Source organism: Microcoleus sp. N9_A1, assembly GCF_036701795.1.
Taxonomy (GTDB): domain Bacteria; phylum Cyanobacteriota; class Cyanobacteriia; order Cyanobacteriales; family Microcoleaceae; genus Microcoleus.
In genome coordinates this window covers 87,889-107,596 of record NZ_JAUBRI010000019.1, presented here as the reverse complement: position 1 = coordinate 107,596, position 19,708 = coordinate 87,889, and the positions used below count along the sequence as shown (strand labels likewise).

At 46.6% G+C, this 19,708-nt stretch carries 9 protein-coding genes; 5 read left to right on the top strand and 4 right to left on the bottom strand.

Features of this window, described 5'->3' with window-relative positions; translation table 11 throughout:
* Nucleotides 1–2,276: two-partner secretion domain-containing protein (locus tag QUA58_RS11870; RefSeq protein ID WP_445301873.1), on the bottom strand; the 2,276-nt coding region annotated here is incomplete at its 3' end.
* Nucleotides 2,277–2,837: 561 nt separating this feature from the next.
* Here QUA58_RS11870 and QUA58_RS11865 point away from each other — a divergent pair.
* Nucleotides 2,838–8,972, top strand: a complete 6,135-nt coding sequence (locus QUA58_RS11865; protein ID WP_333394192.1) for an AAA family ATPase — start codon at nt 2,838–2,840, stop codon at nt 8,970–8,972.
* A 142-nt stretch (nt 8,973–9,114) separates the two neighbouring features.
* On the opposite strand, the gene QUA58_RS11860 is transcribed toward QUA58_RS11865, so the two are convergent.
* From QUA58_RS11860 to hisD, 3 genes are all read right to left on the bottom strand, one after another.
* Nucleotides 9,115–11,238 carry an ATP-binding protein gene (locus tag QUA58_RS11860; protein ID WP_333394191.1) on the bottom strand — a complete coding sequence of 708 codons (2,124 nt, stop codon included), beginning with the start codon at nt 11,236–11,238 and terminating at the stop codon, nt 9,115–9,117.
* Between the two features lie 284 nt (nt 11,239–11,522).
* On the bottom strand, nt 11,523–11,948 hold the full coding sequence (locus tag QUA58_RS11855; RefSeq protein WP_333249860.1) for a universal stress protein: 426 nt from the start codon (nt 11,946–11,948) through the stop codon (nt 11,523–11,525).
* Nucleotides 11,949–12,160: 212 nt separating this feature from the next.
* Nucleotides 12,161–13,474 (bottom strand): histidinol dehydrogenase, encoded by a 1,314-nt coding sequence (gene hisD, locus QUA58_RS11850; protein WP_333249617.1) that lies wholly within the window; start codon nt 13,472–13,474, stop codon nt 12,161–12,163.
* An 892-nt stretch (nt 13,475–14,366) separates the two neighbouring features.
* Between hisD and rpsT the strand changes: the two genes are divergently transcribed.
* The 4 genes from rpsT (at nt 14,367) to rpoB (ending at nt 19,606) form a co-directional block, all read left to right on the top strand.
* On the top strand, nt 14,367–14,666 hold the full coding sequence (rpsT, locus tag QUA58_RS11845) for a 30S ribosomal protein S20 (protein ID WP_333249618.1): 300 nt from the start codon (nt 14,367–14,369) through the stop codon (nt 14,664–14,666).
* Between the two features lie 187 nt (nt 14,667–14,853).
* Nucleotides 14,854–15,633 (top strand): TatD family hydrolase, encoded by a 780-nt coding sequence (locus QUA58_RS11840; RefSeq protein WP_333394189.1) that lies wholly within the window; start codon nt 14,854–14,856, stop codon nt 15,631–15,633.
* A 213-nt stretch (nt 15,634–15,846) separates the two neighbouring features.
* Nucleotides 15,847–15,981, top strand: a complete 135-nt coding sequence (locus QUA58_RS11835; RefSeq protein WP_333394188.1) for a hypothetical protein — start codon at nt 15,847–15,849, stop codon at nt 15,979–15,981.
* Between the two features lie 241 nt (nt 15,982–16,222).
* The gene (gene rpoB, locus QUA58_RS11830) at nt 16,223–19,606 is read left to right on the top strand and encodes a DNA-directed RNA polymerase subunit beta (RefSeq protein WP_333394187.1); all 3,384 of its coding nucleotides are present in this window, start codon (nt 16,223–16,225) and stop codon (nt 19,604–19,606) included.
* Nucleotides 19,607–19,708 lie beyond the last annotated feature (102 nt).

Sequence of the window (19,708 nt, the reverse complement as noted above, 5' to 3'; positions counted from 1 at the left end):
GGCGCGGGTGATGGCGTTGGTTCTGGTATTAAAGATGGCGCGGGTGATGGCGTTGGTTCTGGTATTAAAGATGGCGCGGGTGATGGCGTTGGTTCTGGTATTAAAGATGGCGCTGGTGATGGTGTTGGTTCCGGTGTTGGAGATGGTGTTGGAGATGGTGTTGGTTCCGGTGTTGGTTCCGGTGTTGGAGATGGTGTTGGAGATGGTGTTGGTTCCGGTGTTGGAGATGGTGTTGGAGATGGTGTTGGAGATGGTGTTGGAGATGGTGTTGGAGATGGTGTTGGTTCCGGTGTTGGTTCCGGTGTTGGTTCCGGTGTTGGTTCCGGTGTTGGTTCCGGTGTTGGAGATGGCGCGGAAGTAACGATCGCAATATTGCCCTGAGTGTAAGTGCTAGGCGGCACCGGCACCGCGAACTGTGGCGAAATTGTCTCGGAACCTGATGTAATGGCTCCCGCCGTCCCATTCGTTGTCGCATCACCGACAATAAAAGGTGTAGTCGTGCCCCCTGCGTGGCGAATAGTAATCGCGCCGCCACTTGTGCCATTAGCGCTGGAAATGCTCGCATTTACACCGTTACTATCTGTAAAAGTGCCGCTGACTGTGAGAAGATTGCCAGCCGTGAGGTCAATACTGCCGCCAGTAGACTGAAGAGTGCCTGTAACGGCGATGTCGCTGGCAGCTTTGAGAGTAATATTACCGCCAGAAGTGGCGATCGCATCCAGCGCAATGTCCCCTCCCGACTCCAAAATCACAGGCCCGCCTGCTGTCGAAATCGCTCCCACTCCGATACTATTGCCCGAAGCAACACCTGGTGAAGCAAAAAATGTCTCCCCTGCGGTGACATTCGGCGGCAGATTCGCAGGATTCGCCAGAGTCGAAACGCCCGATCGCAGAATTAAAGCTGCACTACCTGAAAGCACCGCCGCATCTGGATCGGCGGAACCTGACAAAGTAGTATCTGGCCCAGTAATAGTAATATCTCCCGCCGCGATCGCGCCTTTTGCTTCTACCTTAAGTGAGGTTCCAGTATAATCCCCAAATCTCACATCTCCCTCGGAGCTAATAATCGGGTCGAACAAACTCACAAACCTGCCGCCGTTGCCAGACAATGTGAGAACACTTACATTACCACCCGCAGCGAAGTGAGCATCGCCCGAAACATTGCCGTTACTCAATAAAGTGATATCCCCTGCGGATTGGAATGCAGGGTTAGGGTAATTTAGGGCGAAGATATCAATATTTTGATTGCCTTGTATAGTAAGATTGCCGCCTGCGATCGCCCTGAAAGGATAACTGCCATCCCGCACCCGCACCGTATCTCCTGCCAACAGATACAAATTGTTCTCAGTAAGTAGCTGGCTTTCTACCAAAGTGAGATTACGTGCTGCCGAGAGTGTAGCATTCTGACTATTAACAGTAGAATTAGCGATCGCCACATCTCCGCTTTCCACCCTCAAACCCGCCGTCAAAACGACTTCTCCAGCACCGTTAACGGAGATACCAGTAGCAGATTTCCCACCTGCACCCGCAAGCAATTGCGGAAGAGACAAAGGCAGAGATAATTGCCCACTCTGTGCCAACAATTCCCCGTTAACAACCCCTATTTCTAAACTTAATAAATGCCCTTGTTGACTAATCCGAACTGTATTCTCACCAGGGACAGCAGCGACAATAATATTACCTTGAGGAGCATTCAGGGAACCAGTGTTGACAACTGTGCCGCCAATCAAAGCTATACTTTGTATCGGCACAACAGTTAAACTACCTGCATTAATAATGCTTCCCGGCTGGCTGAGATTAAAGTAAAAAGTGTTCGGAGTTCCTATCAGCGTACTGTAATCGTTCGCTCCAGCCACATTGAATAAACCGGAATCAAAACCGATGTTAGTAGCAGTAGTAGCTGTAAATGCAGCCGGAAGATTCAAGCTAGCATTAGGGCCAAAGATAATGCCCGAAGGATTTATTAAAAACAGATTGGAATTGCCGCCACTTACTTGAATTAAACCATTAATAATAGAAGGATTGCCGCCTACTACCCGACCCAGAATGTTGCGAATAGCGGGATTAGAGATAAAATTAGCAATCTGCCCTTCGGTAAGCCCAAACTGTTGAAAACTGTGGAAAAGATTCGCTCCATCTCTAGAAGTTTGGCCGCCTGTGATATTCAAGCGATCGCCGTCGGGTGTGACAGTAGTGCCAGTGCGATCGGGTGCGGGAACAATGGGTTGTGCTTGTACTACCGCTGTACTCAAAATAGTGGCTGCGATCGCTACCATTGCAGCACCCTGTATAGAAAAGAAGGCTAGTTTCATTAGCTTTTAGCTGGCAGAACACCTATCTGAACAATTATAACTTTAAGGTATTAGCTGCTCAGTGCGGTCAACTGCGGCGTAGATTTAGCGATTAAGAGCTTAGTCACCATCAGGGCGGTTGCTTTACCTAAAAATCACATTCTGTACCCTCAACTGTCACGATCGGTTTTTACTTATTTTTATCCAGCAGTAAATCTATAAATTATACCTTTGCATAGTAGATTGACTGAGAAAAAAGTTTTTTAAGGCATTAGTTTAAAAATAGAGTTTTTTGCGTAATTATGCGGTGTGATACCCCAGGCTGCGTAATGTGGGCTGGAAATCAAAGCAAAAGTGCGATCGACTGTTGATGCACCATACAAATTAGGCGATCGAAATCGGGGCTACCAAAAAGTATTCGCAGGCTGCTGCCCGAAAAACTAAACATTTGTGACAAAAACAAAACTTTTGCCTTTCTCAGGTGCTATTCTATACACAAAGCTGGTGCGTTTTGACTGCGCGTTAATTTTTAGCCTAAAAATCAATATGCTGTCCATTCCAGGCATTGCCGTCGTGACACTTCTCTATGAAAGTGTTAACTCTCTGGTTTACCGGGCTATTCGGGAAGCAGATAACCAGCCGATTATCCTCAAACTTCTCAAAGAGAGCTACCCCACACCTCAAGAATTGGTGCGCTACCGCACGGAATACCGCATCACCCAAGAGTTGAAAGAGGCGGGAGTCGTGCGAGTTTATGACTTGCAAAAATACCAAAACAGCCTGATGATGTTTTTAGAGGACTTTGGCGGCGAATCCTTGAAAATATGGATGCAGCAGCGAAAGTTTAGCCTCAAGGAGTTTCTGCAAATTGCGATCGCCACCACGGAAGCATTAGGTCAAATTCACAACGCAAATATCATTCATAAAGATATTAACCCCTCGAATATTGTTTATAACCCGGAAACAGAACAATTAAAAATTATTGATTTTGGCATTTCCACTCAGCTAAGCCGAGAAACACCGATACTGAAAAACCCCAACGTTATTGAAGGCACCCTCGCTTACATATCGCCGGAACAAACTGGCAGGATGAATCGCACTCTCGATTACCGCACTGACTTTTACTCGCTGGGCGTCACCTTCTACGAATTGCTGACAGGAAAACTGCCTTTTGAGACAGACGATGCTTTAGAGCTAGTTCACTGCCACATTGCTAGACAGCCAGTTCCTCCGCACGAAATTGAGCCAGAAATTCCCCTAATTGTCTCGCCAATTGTCAGTAAACTGATGGCGAAGAATGCGGAAAACCGCTATCAAACTGCATTCGGGCTCAAGCAGGATTTAGAAACTTGTCTGTTTCAATTACAAGCAACGGGTAACATTGAGCAGTTTACCTTGGGAACACTGGATATTACAGACCGTTTCCTAATTTCCGAAAAGTTATACGGTAGGGAAACTGAAATTTCTCATCTATTAGCGGCCTTTGAACGAGTTAGTACAGGTAGCGCCGAAATGATGCTGGTGGCTGGCTTCTCTGGCATTGGTAAAACCGCAGTAGTGAACGAAGTCCCTAAGCCGATCGCCAGACAGCGGGGCTATTTTATTAAAGGTAAATACGACCAATTCCAGCGAAATATTCCCTTCAGTGCATTTGTGCAAGCATTTCGGGAATTGATGGGACAATTATTATCAGAAAGTGATGCTCAGGTACAAACATGGAAAACCAATATTCTGACAGCAGTGGGTGATAGCGGGCAAGTGCTGATTGAGGTAATTCCTGAGTTAGAACGCATTATTGGCGCTCAAAGTCCTGCACTAGAACTGTCGGGGAGTGCCGCCCAAAATCGCTTCAATATGCTGATGCAGAAATTCGTGCAAGTATTTACCACCGCTGAACATCCCTTGGTGATGTTTTTGGATGATTTACAGTGGGCAGATTCGGCATCCCTGAAGTTATTACAACTGTTGATGCAGGATAGGGGGCATCTGTTAGTGTTAGGTGCTTATCGGGATAATGAGGTGTCACCTACTCATCCGTTTATGTTGACGGTGGATGAGATTGTGAAGTCTGGGGCAGTGGTGAATACTATTACCCTGCAACCGTTGAGTTTAGCAGATCTCAATCAGTTGGTAGCAGATACGCTGATTTGCGATTTATCTTTGGCCGGGCCCTTGACAGAATTGGTTTATCAAAAAACCAAAGGTAATCCCTTTTTCTCGACTCAATTCCTCAAGTCGCTTTATGAAGATGGTCAAATTATCTTTGACCCCCCTCAGTCCCCCCTTAGTAAGGGGGGAAGTAAAGGGGGGTGGCAGTGCGATATTGCTCAAGCTAGACTTACCCACGCCTCGGATGTGGTGGAGTTTATGGCGGTGCAATTGCAGAAGTTGCCTGCCCAAACTCAGGAGGTTATTAAACTTGCCGCCTGCATTGGAGCGCAGTTTGATTTAGATACCTTGGCAGTAGTCAGCGAAGAACTACCCGAACAAACAGCATCAGCACTTTGGAGAGCATTACAAGAAGAACTCATTTTACCCATTACAGAAGGCTATAAATGCTTCATTCCAACAGATGCTCAATCCAATACTGAGTCTGTTACCAATCCAACTTATCGCTTCCTGCACGATCGCGTCCAGCAAGCCGCTTATTCATTGATTCCCGACAACCAAAAACAAGCCACTCATCTCAAAATCGGACAGTTACTCCTACACAAATATTCGGATACAGAAAAAGAAGAAAAGCTCTTTGATATTGTGGGGCATTTAAATCAAGGAATTGAGTTAATCAATCAATTAAGCGAACGAGAAGCCTTAGCCCTACTCAACTTAGAAGCGGGAGGTAAGGCAAGAAGTTCTACCGCCTATGCTGCGGCAAATATCTATCTGCAAACAGGGATTGAGCTGCTGAGGGCCAACTGCTGGCAAAGTCAGTATGAGTTGACCCTGAACCTCTATGTTGCTGCTGCTGAAGTCGCGTATTTGAATGCTGACTTTGATGGCATGGAGCAGATTGCAGCACAAGTGTTACAGAATGCACAGACAATCTTGGACAAAATCAAAATTTACGAAATTCAAATCGTCGCACAGACAGCACAGAGCAAGACGTTAGAAGCGATTGCAGTAGCCAGAGATGCACTATTGCAATTGGGGGTTGAACTCCCCACCGAAGCTGACGAAGCCTTGATTGGTAAAGCGCTACAGAGCCTTGCAAGCCAACTAAGCGGCAGAAAAATTGAGGAACTAATCGATCTGCCTGTGATGAGCGATCCTCAGACTCAGGCAGCTATGCCAATATTGGCCATGTTATTTGCACCCATTCTCCAGGGAATTCCAGGCTTAGTGCCCCTACTGAGCTCCACGATGGTAAGTTTATCGCTCCAATTTGGGAATGCACCCGCATCAACAGTGGGCTATGCGATTCACGGGCTTGTATTAAGTGCCTTTTTGGGAGAGGCAAAAACGGGCTATAGCTTTGGTAAATTGGCATTGAATTTGCTCGATCAAGTCAATGCACGAGAATTTAAGTGCATTACTCATAATATGTTTGGGGCATTTATTCAGCATCATCAAAATGCTATGAGGGCAGGGATACCAACCCTGAAAGAGGGCTTTATAGCTGGCATGGAAACTGGCGATTTTCTTAACGCTGGCTACAACATAGCTACTTACAGCTACATCAACTTTTTTGGTGGGGTAGAACTGGATACTTGGGAACCGGAACTTGCCGGCTACAGTGCTACCTTGGCTCAGGTTAAGCAATATTCTGCTCAGACTTATTTGCATATGGAGCAGCAGATGTTGCATAACTTGAGGGAAGTTTGTACTCTGTCGGATTGCTTAATCGGAATTGCCTATGATGAAACGGTGATGATTCCTAAGCACTATCAGGATCGTGAATTCAGTGCGATCGCTCTTGTCTACATTTACCAACTACTGCTTGCCTACTTATGGGGCAATTATCCGGCTGCCTTAAACCACATTTGCCAAGTCAAGCCGTATTTGATGGCATTATCGGGATTGGTTCATGTTCCCGTTTTCCATTTTTATGCAGCTCTGACGCACTTGGCACTCTTCCCCACACAGCCAGAAACCGAGCAAGCTGAAGTTCTTACTCAGGCGGAAGCCCATCAAACTATTCTGCAACAGTGGGCGCAAAATGCTCCGATGAATCATCTGCATAAATGGTATTTGGTTGAGGCCGAAAAACATCGCGTTTTGGGTAATAAAGCCGAGGCGATTGAAATGTACGATCGCGCAATCTCCCTCGCTAAAGAAAATCAATTCCTCAACGAAGAAGCTCTTGCCAACGAACTAGCCGCCAAATTTTATCTAGAATGGGGCAAAGAAAAATTTGCCCAAATGTACATGATTGAGGCGTATTATTGTTATGTTCAATGGGGAGCCACTGCTAAGGTAACAGATTTAGAAACGCGATATCCCCAGTTACTGTCAGCAATTCAATCGGGAATAAAAAACACTAAAACTACCGCAACAGTGACGGCCCTTGGTTCGGGTAGTAATCTAGATATCACCACGGTGATGAAAGCTTCTCAGGCGATTTCCGGTGAAATTCTGCTGGATAAACTACTGTCTAGCTTGATGAAAATTTTGATGGAAAATGCGGGGGCGCAACGAGGCTATCTGATTTTGTCCAGCCAAGGAACGCTGTTAATTGAAGCTGAAGGGACAATAAATTCTGAACAAGTCACCGTTTTGCAGTCAATCCCCGTTGAAAATTGTCAAGAACTTTCCTCCGCAATTGTCAATTATGTGGCCCGCACTCAAGAAAGCGTGGTACTGGATGACGCTTTCCGAAAAGGACAATTTACTAACGACCCCTACATCCGAAAAAATCAGCCCAAATCAATTTTATGTGTGCCGCTGATTAACCAATCTCAAATTATCAGTATTGTTTACCTAGAAAACAATCTGACAGCGGGAGCTTTTACGCCAGAAAGAGTGGAACTATTAAAAGTGTTATCTGGACAAGCGGCTATTTCAATTCAAAACTCTAAGCTTTATACAGAAGTCCGCGAAAGTGAGAACAGACTGACTCAATTTTTAGAAGCGATGCCAGTAGGGATAATAGTAATCAAACCAAGTGGTACACCTTACTACGTTAATCAGAGGGCGCAGCAGCTTCTGGGAAAAGGAGTTGCGCCTGATGCCACGCGCGAACAATTGGCAGAGGTTTATCAAGTCTATACCGCTGACACTTCCGATCCCTATCCTGTTGAAAAACTGCCTGGAGTGCGGGCTTTAAATGGTGAAAGTTCCACTGTTAATGATGTAGAAATCTACCAGCCTAACAAGGTTGTACCGATTGAAGTTTGGGGAACGCCTATCTATGATAATCAGAGCAATATTGCCTACGGCCTAGCAGCATTTCAAGATATCACGGAGCGCAAAAAAGCCGAAACAGAGCAGATAAGGTTCACCAATGAACTTTTTAAACTCAACAAAGCTTACGAGCGCTTCGTCCCCAATCAGTTCCTCCATCTTTTAGAGAAATCAAGCATTGTCGATGTCGAATTGGGCGACCAAGTGCAGTTAGAAATGTCAGTGCTATTTTCCGATATTCGCGACTTCACCACGCTTTCGGAAAGTATGACTCCGGAGGAAAACTTTCATTTTATTAATGCTTATTTATCTCGGATGGAATCAGCAATTATTGAAAATAATGGCTTTATTGATAAATATATGGGTGATGCGATTATGGCGCTATTTAGCGGTAATGCTGATAATGCAATAAACGCCAGTATTGCCATGCTGCATCAACTTCAAGTATACAATCAAGAGCGAGTTAATTCTGGTTATGCCCCGATTAAGATTGGCATTGGCATTAATACTGGGAATTTAATGTTAGGCACGGTGGGCGGGCAAAACCGCATGGATACGACGGTAATTAGTGATGCGGTGAATTTAGCTTCTCGTGTGGAAGGATTAACAAAAAATTATGGTGTTGCTTTACTGATTACAGAGCAGACTTTTAACAAATTAGCTAATCCTAGCAACTATGCTATGCGGATGATTGCTCAAGTTAGTGTTAAGGGAAAAGTAAACTTATCTACAATTTATGAAGTTTTTGAGGCAGATATTCCTGAAACAAAGCGAGGTAAATTAACAACAAAAAATTTATTTGATCGAGGTTTGAGCTTATACCGCCAACAAAAATTTATCGAAGCTACAGAATTCTTTGCTCAATGTTTAAGCTTCTGCCCTTCGGATCAAGTTGCCCAAATTTATTTGGACTGGTGTGAACAAAAAACTATCACTTTAAACATCGAGCTGTTAGAGAGAACTTTAGCATTGATCAAGCCTAAATCTGATGAATTTGTAAGTAAGTTTTATGAAATACTTTTTGATAGTTCTTCTCAGATTAAAAGTCTTTTTATGAATACAAATATGGGACAGCAAAAAGAAAAGCTTTGGCACAGCTTAGAAATAATTATTGAAAATTTACGAAAACCTAAGTTAATTAATGTTTTTGCTAAAGGATTAGGTGCAACTCATGCCAAATATGGCGTTTCAGTAGAACATTTTCCTATTGTTGCGAATGCACTTATTCAAGCCCTGAAGGCGCAGATGGGTTTAGAGTGGACACCTAAAACTGAAAAAGCTTGGGTAGAGGCTTATACAATTATTCAGTCAGCTATGATTGATGGCATGGCTGTTATGTGACATTGATGGGTGTTTGATTGCAATCCGCCAGAAATCAAAACGGGCAAGTTAGCTACGCAGGAATTGTTTACAGAAGCTTTGGCAATTTACTCGGATTCATGGGGTTCGGCAAGATAATTTCACCGTTCGCGAATATCCTCAACTAAATAACACTTTGATTTAGGGGAATTTCGATCCAAAACTCTGTTCTTTCTCCGGGTTTTGATGTACACCACAGTTTTCCTTTATGCTTTTGGATCACAATTTGATAACTAATAGACATCCCCATTCCCGTACCTTTTCCTACCGGTTTGGTTGTAAAAAATGGGTCAAATAGCCGTTTTTTGACTTCCTCTGTGATGCCACACCCATTATCAGCAATACAAATTCTGACCAATTCTGAGTTATACAGACTCGTACTAATCCAAATTGTCTTTTTCTCCACCCTATCTCGCTCATCTAAAGCATCCAGAGCATTGGTCAGAATATTTATAAATACCTGGTTCAGTTGTCCTGCATAACATTCGATCGGCGGCAGATTACCGTACTCTTTGATCACTTCAATCTCTGGATGTGTGTGTCTGGGCTTGAGACGATTTTGCAGAATCATCAGGGTGCTTTCAATGCCTTCATGGATATCGACAGCTTTGAAATCTGCTTCGTCCAATCGAGAAAAATTCCGTAGAGATTTAACAATATCGCGGATACGTTCAGAACCTACTTTCATAGACTTGAGAACTTTTGATAAGTCTTCGCTCAAAAATTCGATCTCAATATCTTCCGACTTGGCTTGAATCTCCGATACCGGCTGGGGATAATACTTTTGATAAAGCTCTACTAGCTCTAGTAAATCTTGGGTATATTGGCTAAGATGAGATAAATTACCGTGAATAAAATTCGCGGGATTATTCACTTCATGGGCAATCCCGGCTACCAGTTGCCCCAGAGATGACATTTTCTCACTTTGGATGAGTTGGGCTTGAGTCTCCCGTAGTTCTTGAGTGCGTTCTTCTACTTTTTGTTCGAGGTTGTGGTAAGAGTTCTTTAATTCGTGACTCATTTGATTAAAAGATACTGATAAAGTTACCAATTCCTCTACGAGAGTGTCGGGAACATTTTGCTCGAAATTTCCACTGGCGATCGCCTGACTGGCTTGACTCAATCGCCGAATAGGTTTAGCTATCCATTGTGAAGTGATAATTGCTAATCCTGTTGCGATTACCAGTGATAACAGACAGAGGATAATCGTCGTATTTCTATTATAATTTATTTGCTCCATAAAATCAGATTCAGGCACGACGACTACAATTAGCCAATCGATGCCTCTACCATCATTCAGCGGTAGCAACTGAACAAACTGCCGTTCACTGTTGAGGGTAAATTCTAACTGTTCTGATTTATGAATTTGGTCAAAGTTACCAAAATATTTCTGCAAATATTTAGCTGTCTCCCGCACAAATGGTTCGCTACTTTCCACGGCGTAAATCATCTTCTGAGCTTTACCTTGTCCTTTGATTAGTGGCTCTTTTGTGGAACTAGAAATCATTGAACCCGATCGCTCCATCACAAAAGCCTTACCTGTTTTACCAATAGACAAACTTCCCAGAAATTCCCTTAAATTTTCTGAGAGGACAACAAGAGTGGCACAGACACCCACAAGTTTACCTTCTGAGTCATAGACAGGTTCGCTGGCAGTAATTGCAGGCTTACCATTGTTGACAATATTCACAAAAATCTTGCTCCAAGTAGGCTTCCCTGCTTTCACAGCAGAAAGATACCAGGGGCGTTGGCGAGGATCGTAAGAAGAGTTTACCTGTTCTAGGAATTTTTGCCGATCGCCCCAATTATCCATTTCATAAAAATAAAAATGATAGTTTGTTTCTTGATTACTCGCAGTCATCGCGATTTTTGACTCTCGACGAGTCGCACCCAGATAATATCCTTGAGCATCGCCACAATAGGAGGAAAAAACAAAAGAGGAGATTTGCACTTGGGTTAAAAATTGCTTAGCGTTGCGGCCATTCACCATGTCCATGTGGCCCTGTGCAAAAGCGACTGAATTCACACGATTGATATTATGAGGTTTGTTGATATATTGCTTGAGTTCTCCTTCAATGCGTGCTATTAGTTCCTGACGAAGTTGACTCGCCACATCGTTAACCGCTTTTTGTCCATTGCGTAAGGAAAGCCAACCTGTTAAGCTCACTGCTGTAAAGATTTGTAGAACAAAAGGAACAACAAGAACACCGCGCAGAGGAATTTTTAGACAATTCGCAGTTGGAGGCATAGATGATAATGCTTAGCCATTGGTTCGAGTCTATCATAATATCAATTCATCCAAGGAGCCTGAAGCGGAGCTATCCCGAGCGTGAATCGCCCTTTTTGTAGCCCCGTTAATCTGCGGTTAAAAGCGATCGCTTACTGGAAGTTTTTTATTTGTCCGTTGGTCGGTAAATTGACAAAATAGCATATATTTGATAGGTCGTTAATTTTTGCATTCAACTAACAAATGATATTAATAGCTATCTTGGTTTATGTAAATGCAATAGTCGATCGCATTTACCAGCCTACTTACTTCGCCCGCACCACCAACACCGAACAAGGAGCATCAGCCACAACCTCAGCACTCACCGAACCCTCCAAAATCCGCTTCAAACCAGTCAAACCCCGACAGCCGATCGCAATTAAGTCCACTTGATAAATATTCGCCAAACGCAAAATCTCCTGCGCCGGTTCCCCCGAAACAATCTCCAACTCACTCTGGCAAGGCAACATTTCCTGATAAGATTGCAACAACTTCTCTACTTCTCGGTAAGCAATCTCATTTCCCTGAGCGTGAGGTCGATCGACCTCCGTATCAAAATCCGAAATACCAGAACTGACAACATGAACTAGAATCACCTTTGCCGTCGGTTCTAGCTTAAATAGCCCTACAGCTTGCAAAACCTGTGCTGCAAACTCAGAATTGTCGATCGCCACCAAAACAGTATTCAATATAATGCACCTTTAAATCTCAGATATTAGACTTTAAACTTCTCATTGATAGTCGCCTACTTTCCACAATTTAGCGCTTCCCACCAACAGCATCATTACTACACAAAAACCCGGTTTCTTAACATTATTGCGTAATTTAAGCAAGATATTGGAAGAAACCGGGTTTCTTAAGCCCGAAATGCGTAAATCTCGATCACCAAACTCAAACCTACCATCTAAAATTGATCATCCCCCTGATTTTCAGTCCGCAGTCGCACTGAATCAGCGTGAGAAGGCAAACCCTCAGCTTGGGCCAAAACATTAATCGCCTTAGCCACCTTTTTCAGTGCAGTCGGCGAATAATCAATCAAACTCGAATGCTTCATGAAAGTTTCGACACACAGTGGCGACGCATAGCGGGGAGCTCCAGAAGTCGGCAAAGTATGATTCGGCCCCGCCAAATAATCTCCCACAGCTTCCGGTGTCGAGTAGCCCAAGAAAATCGCCCCAGCGTGGCGAATTTGCTCCAGCAAAGCCCAAGGATCTGCCACTTGCAATTCCAAATGTTCGGGAGCAAACTCGTTAGAGAGTTCCGCCGCCGCCTTCAGAGACTCAACCACTACGACTAAACCGTAATTGGCGATCGCCTTTTCCGTCAAAGTCCGGCGCGGGTGATTCGCCAACTGTTTCTCTACCTCAGCCACGACTTTTCTCGCCAGCACCGAATCCGCCGTCAGCAAAATCGCCGATGCCATCGAATCATGTTCAGCTTGAGCCAACATATCGGCCGCTACGTGCACAGGATTTGCCTTGCCATCAGCGATAATCAGCACCTCCGAGGGGCCAGCCAGAGAATCGATCCCCACAGTCCCATAAACCAGTTTTTTCGCCAGGGTGACGTAAATATTCCCCGGCCCAGTAATTAAATCCACCTTCGGAATAGTTTCTGTACCGTAAGCCAAAGCTGCGATCGCCTGAGCCCCACCTACCCGATAAATTTCATCAACTCCCGCTTCCTGAGCCGCTACGAGCACGGCAGGATTCATTTTTTTCTCCTGCCCGGGGGGAGTACACATCACCAGTTTCGGAACCTTGGCGACCTTGGCAGGAACCGCATTCATGATCACCGAGCTGGGATAGGAGGCTTGACCGCCAGGGATGTAGATCCCGGCCCGATCGACCGGCGTGTAGCGCTTGCCCAAAACAATCTCGTCATCACCAAACTGCACCCAAGACTTCGGGACGCGCTGTCGGTGAAACGCCTCTACCTGTTTGCAAGCCAGCCGAATCGCATTTAATAATTCTTTCGATATTTGCTGGTAAGCAGCATCCAATTCGGCGCCACTGACGCGCAACTCTTCCGCATTTAGGGTGATGCGGTCAAATTCAGCAGTATATTGCAGCACAGCCTGATCGCCTTTGCGCCTTACAGCTTGCAGCACCTCGCGCACGGTGGCTTCTTTGTGAATAACAAGTTCGTCGTGGGTGCGATCGCAGATTCGTCGCAGTTCAGCTTGTGCCTCAACCCACTGAGTAATGATTCGCAGCATGGAGATTAGGAATGCCGTCTATAATTCACTAACATTTGCTTGACAATTGGGAATTTTTGTGGGGTTCTCCTAGAGAAGTAGACCACCACCAGTCCACAAGCTTAAACCGCGAGAGTCGCGGCATTTTCCAAGGCTTCAGTGCAGCGTTTAAATCTCTCTCGATGATTTTGCAACACTGAGGACAAGTCACAACCTTCTCTCTTAAATTGCCCGCCAGAGAACCCGGTGCCCAGGAAGAGGGTGGGAACGCAGAGGGGGAGAGTGTCCGACCCCGATAATATCCGAGAGGGAGAGTGTTAGAGCGGAAGAATTTTGATTCTGCCTTCTACCTTCTACCTTCAGATCCGGCTGTCTTCTACCTTCTACCTTCTACCTTCAGCTTTTTACCTTCTACCTTCGGTAAGTGCTTCTTGCCGAAACCCAAATCACCTGTATTCTTTGTTATAGCTTAACTTGGATTTTTCAGAGAATTGGATTTTAAGCAGAATAGGTGCTATATTAGTTTTTCCAACACCTGATAATTTTTTTATAAAAAAACGCCAAATTATTGTATACTTGAAAATTGCGCGCAAGAAACCGTGACTTTAACTCGTGACGGTGGAAACACCGCAAAACGCCTCTGTAACACCCGTGTCATACCTTTGGGTATTGTCAGGGGTAAAAAACAGGCAGTTAAATGAGTCAATAAAAAATTATTGCGCGGGCGTCGCCAAAAAGTAGCCACAGACTCAGCTCAATCTGAGCTAATGGAAAGTGGCTGTCTCACTCCGCCATTAAAAATCAAGCTTTTTGCGGATCGATCCCGAAAAGGTTGTCCTTCAAAATCCCCGTGTCTTGAGACTGTCTTGAGACTAGGGTGTATCAATGAATACCTACTTCCAGCAACTGAACTATGGCAAATATTAAGTCCGCCGTCAAACGAGTCAAAATCGCCGAACGTAACCGCTTGTACAACAAATCTTACAAGTCAGCGGTCAAAACTTTGATGAAGAAGTATTTTGTAGCCGTTGACAAGTACGCCGCAGCTCCGACACCTGAATTAATGCAAGAAGTCCAGCAACGTATGTCAGAGGCATACAGCAAAATTGACAAAGCTGTCAAAAAAGGTGTACTCCACCGTAACAACGGCGATCGCAAAAAGTCCCGCTTGGCGAGAACCCTCAAGCCACACGAAACACAAGTAGCATCCTAAGACACAAGGAAGCTCAGCAACGAGCAATGTACGGGATTTAATGGATGTTGAGGGAAAAAGTCCCAGCGAAGCAGGAAGAAGGAAAAGGAAAGATTTTTCCCACTCTCTCCCTATCCCACTCTTCCCCTCTCACCCTCAACCGTCAACAAGTCGGACGCTCTCGTATCACCTCTAATCTGCTTCCCCCATGCAGCTCATCGACACTCACGTTCATATCAACTTTGAGACCTACAAATCTGAGTTAGAAGCCATTCGAGAACGCTGGCGCGAAGCTGGTGTAGTTCGGCTGGTTCATTCTTGCGTAGAGCCAGAAGAGTTTGCCGGCATTCAAGCAATCGCCAATCAGTTTGCCGAAGTCTCGTTTGCGGTTGGACTCCACCCCCTAGATGCCGACAAGTGGAAAGACGAGACTGCGAGCCAGATTAGGGAATTAGCAAATTCGGACTCTCGGGTAGTGGCGATCGGCGAAACCGGACTAGACTTTTTTAAAGCTGACGATCGCGAACACCAGTTTAAAGTGTTTGAGGCACAGCTTGAAATCGCCCAGGAACTTGACAAACCAGTCATTATCCACTGTCGCGACGCCGCCGCCCCAATGGCCGAAATGCTCCGGAACTTTTGGCAAACACGCGGCCCAGTACGTGGCGTGATGCACTGCTGGGGAGGCACTCCTGAAGAAACCCAGTGGTTTTTAGACTTGGGTTTCTACATCAGTTTTAGCGGAACAGTCACCTTTAAAAAAGCCTTGCAAATACAAGAATCAGCTTGTATGGTAAATAGCGATCGCATCCTAGTCGAGACAGATTGCCCTTTTCTCGCCCCCGTACCCCAGCGGGGAAAACGCAACGAACCAGCCTACGTCTACTACGTAGCCGAGCAAGTTGCTAAATTGAGAGGAGTTTCTCTCTTAACTTTGTCCCAGCAGACAACCGAAAATGCCTGTCAGCTATTCGGCTTTTCAGTTTAGCTATAGAAGAACAAAGAAACGAGGAAAAAAGGTCGATTTAGGGCCTAGCGATAGGGACAATCCCATTTGTATCCTGCCTAAAAAACCGAATTCATCCTTTATTGGAGATTCTTTTGGCGTTGCCTGTTGCGATCGGATTTGCGTCCTATAATAAAAAGAACCGACCGATCGGGCGTTGGCTTACTATCCACGACTGCGATGTCGCCCCGGCAAATGCCAACACAACGCGAGTACGCTAACCTTCGGGAGCGGCCAAAACTTCACGAAATAACTCAAAGTTACACATCAGAAGAAACTTGGAACCTCAGCAATTTGCCAATAGCTGTCAAGTCAATTTTAGGAGTCTAAAGTGTAGGGAATTTACCCCGGGCTACCACGAGATCAGAGCTAAAAGCATCTCGATCGAAACTAAAATCCGCACAAAAATACTGCGAGCCACCAGCAAAAATAACCGTTGCACCAGTTGGCAGGCGATCGAAAACATCATATAAATTCTCTCACACAATCCATCAAAAAAACGCAACAAGGTAAAAAAGCCCATCCTTGGCGCCATGTAAAAAGCTAGAGCCACTGCGGAAAAAGGACCCCCATGACCACTAAAGATTACACAGAATTCGCCTTCACCTTGCCCGATTTGATAGAAATCCAGCGGGCAAGTTTTCGCTGGTTCCTAGAAGCCGGACTGATCGAAGAACTCGACAGCTTCTCCCCGATTACAGACTACACGGGCAAGCTGGAACTCCACTTCATGGGCAAAGACTTCAAACTCAAGCGCCCCAAATATGATGTGGACGAAGCAAAGCGCAGGGACAGCACCTACTCGGTGCAAATGTACGTACCCACCCGCCTGATTAACAAAGAAACAGGGGAAATCAAAGAACAAGAAGTCTTCATCGGCGATTTGCCCTTGATGACCGAGCGCGGCACTTTCATCATCAACGGCGCCGAACGGGTGATTGTCAACCAAATCGTGCGATCGCCAGGCGTCTACTACAAATCGGAAACCGACAAAAACGGTCGCCGTTCCTACAACGCCTCCCTGATCCCCAACCGAGGCGCTTGGCTGAAATTTGAAACAGACAAAAACGATTTAGTCTGGGTCAGAATCGACAAAACGCGCAAACTATCGGCTCAGGTGCTGCTCAAAGCCCTCGGACTCACAGACGGCGAAATCTACGACTCCCTGCGCCACCCGGAATACTTCCAAAAAACGATCGAGAAAGAAGGACAATTCGGCGAAGAAGAAGCTTTGATGGAGCTCTACCGCAAACTCCGTCCAGGTGAACCCCCCACAGTGGCGGGCGGCGAACAGCTCCTCAACTCGCGCTTTTTTGACCCCAAACGCTACGATTTGGGCAGAGTCGGCCGCTACAAACTCAACAAAAAATTGCGCTTGACAGTCCCCGATACCATGCGGGTGCTGACATCGCAAGATATCTTGACGGCGATCGACTACTTAATTAACCTCGAATTCGACATCGGCTCCACCGACGACATCGACCACTTAGGCAACCGTCGCGTCCGCAGTGTCGGAGAACTGCTGCAAAACCAAGTGCGCGTCGGACTTAACCGCTTAGAACGGATCATCCGCGAAAGAATGACCGTCTCGGATGCCGACTCCCTCAGCCCCGCTTCTCTGGTCAACCCCAAACCGCTGGTAGCAGCAATCAAGGAATTCTTCGGTTCCTCGCAGCTATCGCAGTTCATGGATCAAACCAACCCTCTGGCAGAACTGACTCACAAACGTCGGCTTTCCGCCTTGGGCCCAGGAGGTCTGACTCGGGAACGCGCCGGGTTTGCAGTGCGGGACATTCACCCGTCCCACTACGGCCGGATTTGTCCGATCGAAACACCAGAAGGTCCCAACGCCGGTCTGATCGGTTCCTTGGCAACCCACGCCCGCGTCAACCCCTACGGCTTCATCGAAACTCCTTTTTATCCAGTAGAAAAAGGACAGGTGCTGCGCGACAAAGCCCCCGTCTACATGACAGCCGATGAAGAAGACGACTTGCGCGTCGCCCCCGGAGACATCAGCCTCGACGAAAACAACAACCTCTTAGGCGAAACCGTAGCCGTCCGCTACCGCCAAGAATTTACCACCACCACACCCATGCAGGTGGACTACATGGCGATTTCGCCCGTGCAAATCGTCTCCGTAGCGACATCGCTGATTCCCTTCTTGGAACACGACGACGCCAACCGAGCTCTGATGGGCTCGAATATGCAGCGGCAAGCTGTGCCGCTACTGAAACCAGAACGGCCGCTAGTCGGTACGGGCTTAGAAGCTCAGGCGGCGCGAGATTCCGGGATGGTTGTGGTTTCCCGGATCGACGGCGAGGTGATTTATATCGACGCTACCCGGATTATTGTCAAACCCCTGGCTGTAGATGCCGAATCGAATTCCAGCGAAGAACATTTCCTGATTAAGGAATACGACGATCTCAAAGTCAAACAGCCCTCGGTTTGGAAGCAAAAATATGCTGGCTGCATCGAACACGAACTGCAAAAATATCAGCGCTCTAACCAAGATACTTGTTTAAACCAGCGTCCGCTGATTTATGAGGGCGATCGCGTCGTAGCAGGTCAAGTGCTCGCGGACGGTTCCTCCACCGAAGGGGCAGAACTCGCTCTAGGACACAACATCCTCGTCGCTTATATGCCTTGGGAAGGCTACAACTACGAAGACGCGATGCTAATTAGCGAGCGTTTGGTTTACGAAGATGTCTACACCAGCATCCACATTGAAAAATATGAAATCGAAGCCCGCCAAACCAAACTCGGCCCCGAAGAAATCACCCGCGAAATTCCTAACGTCGGCGAAGACGCGCTGCGCCAGCTAGACGAACAGGGGATTATCCGCAAGGGTGCTTGGGTGGAAGCTAGCGACATTTTGGTGGGCAAAGTCACCCCCAAAGGCGAATCCGACCAACCGCCGGAAGAAAAACTGCTGAGGGCAATCTTCGGTGAAAAAGCCCGCGACGTGCGCGACAATTCCCTTCGCGTCCCTAACGGCGAAAAAGGCCGCGTAGTGGACGTGCGGGTGTTTACCCGCGAACAGGGCGACGAACTGCCCCCGGGCGCAAACATGGTCGTCCGCGTCTACGTGGCTCAAAAGCGGAAGATTCAAGTCGGCGACAAAATGGCCGGCCGCCACGGAAATAAGGGTATTGTGTCCCGGATTCTGCCGATGGAGGATATGCCTTATTTGCCCGACGGAACTCCCGTTGACATAGTGCTCAATCCCTTGGGCGTACCGTCGCGGATGAATGTGGGTCAGATTTTTGAGTGCTTGCTGGGATGGGCCGGCGAAAATCTGTCGATGCGGTTCAAAATGGTTCCCTTCGACGAAATGCACGGGGCTGAAAAGTCGCGGGAAACCGTACACGGCAAGCTGCAGGAAGCCAGGGAAAAAACTGGTAAGCCGTGGGTGTTTAACGAAAAGCACCCCGGCAAGACTATTGTCTACGATGGCCGAACTGGGGAACCGTTCGATCGCCCAGTCACAGTCGGCATCGCTTATATGCTCAAACTCGTCCACTTGGTAGATGACAAAATCCACGCCCGCAGCACGGGCCCTTACTCGCTGGTAACGCAGCAGCCTTTGGGCGGCAAAGCGCAGCAGGGGGGTCAGCGGTTCGGGGAAATGGAAGTCTGGGCTTTGGAAGCTTTTGGCTGCGCTTACACCTTGCAAGAACTGCTGACTGTGAAGTCGGACGATATGCAGGGCCGAAACGAGGCTTTGAATGCCATTGTTAAAGGCAAAGCTATTCCGCGCCCCGGTACGCCGGAATCTTTCAAGGTGCTGATGCGGGAGTTGCAGTCTTTGTGCTTGGATATTGCCGTGCACAAGGTGAATACATCCGACGAGGGCAGCGAGCACGTTGAGGTGGATTTGATGGCGGATGCTGGGGGCAAGCGATCGCCCTCCCGGCCTACTTACGAATCGCTTTCTCGCGACGAAGATGAGGATTAGGCATTAAAGATTAAAGATTAAAGATTAAAGATTGTTTGACACCATTCAATTCTTTAATCTTTAATCGACAATCTCAAATAAAAATGCCTCAGCAGTGGTACG